General features: G+C 63.6%; 1 protein-coding gene. It reads right to left on the reverse strand.

What is annotated here, in order from left to right; all coding sequences use genetic code 11:
- Positions 1–133 precede the first annotated feature (133 nt).
- Positions 134–715 (reverse strand): superoxide dismutase, encoded by a 582-nt coding sequence (locus AC1D01_RS36795; RefSeq protein WP_477874764.1) that lies wholly within the window; start codon positions 713–715, stop codon positions 134–136.
- Positions 716–883 lie beyond the last annotated feature (168 nt).

The following is an 883-nucleotide window of genomic DNA, read 5'->3' on the forward strand; positions in this document are numbered from 1 at the left end:
GGCGTGGCATCAAGGCCGGCGACAAGCTCTCGGGGACGCCGTTCGGGCGCTGAGTCCCCACGCATCTCCGCGCATCACCGCATGAAAAAAGCCGGTCCAGGGACCGGCTTTTTGCTGAGCGACGAACGCTCGTTCAGACGAAGTTCTTCTCGGCGAAGTCCCAGTTGACCAGCGAGGTCAGGAAGGTCTCGACGAACTTCGGGCGCAGGGTGCGGTAGTCGATGTAGTAGGCATGCTCCCACACGTCGATCGTCAGCAGTGCCTTGTCGGCGGTGGTCAGCGGAGTGCCGGCAGCGCCCATGTTGACGATGTCGACGCTGCCGTCGGCCTTCTTCACGAGCCAGGTCCAGCCCGAACCGAAGTTGCCGACGGCGCTCTTCGTGAAGGCTTCCTTGAACGACGCATAGCTGCCGAACTTCGCGGTGATCGCCGCAGCCAGCGCGCCCTTGGGCTCGCCGCCGCCGGCCGGCTTCATGCCGTTCCAGAAGAAGGTGTGGTTCCAGATCTGCGCGGCATTGTTGTAGATGCCACCGGAGGATTTCTTGATGATCTCTTCCAGGCTCAGGGACTCGAACTCGGTGCCCTTCTGCAGGTTGTTCAGGTTCACCACATAGGCGTTGTGGTGCTTGCCGTAGTGGTATTCGAGCGTTTCCTTGCTCAGGTGCGGAGCGAGGGCGTCTTGTGCGTACGGCAGCGGCGGCAGAGTGTGTTCCATGCGAATTCCTTTCGGGTATCGAGTCAGGTGGGGCGCATTGTAGGCAGAGGCGACGCGGGTTGCAGGCGCGCGTCCGATGACGTCACTTGCATCACGTCCACGGTCGCTCGGCCGTCCGACAGCACCGCGCCGAGCCGCTGCCCGACGGCGAGCGCCGCCACGCTGCCC

It is taken from the genome of Rhizobacter sp. P3_B12 (genome assembly GCF_056402895.1).

Coding starts and splice junctions, on each gene's coding strand:
- AC1D01_RS36795 (WP_477874764.1), bottom strand. CDS start 715: ATGGAACACACTCTGCCGCCGCTGCCGTACGCACAAGACGCCCTCGCT.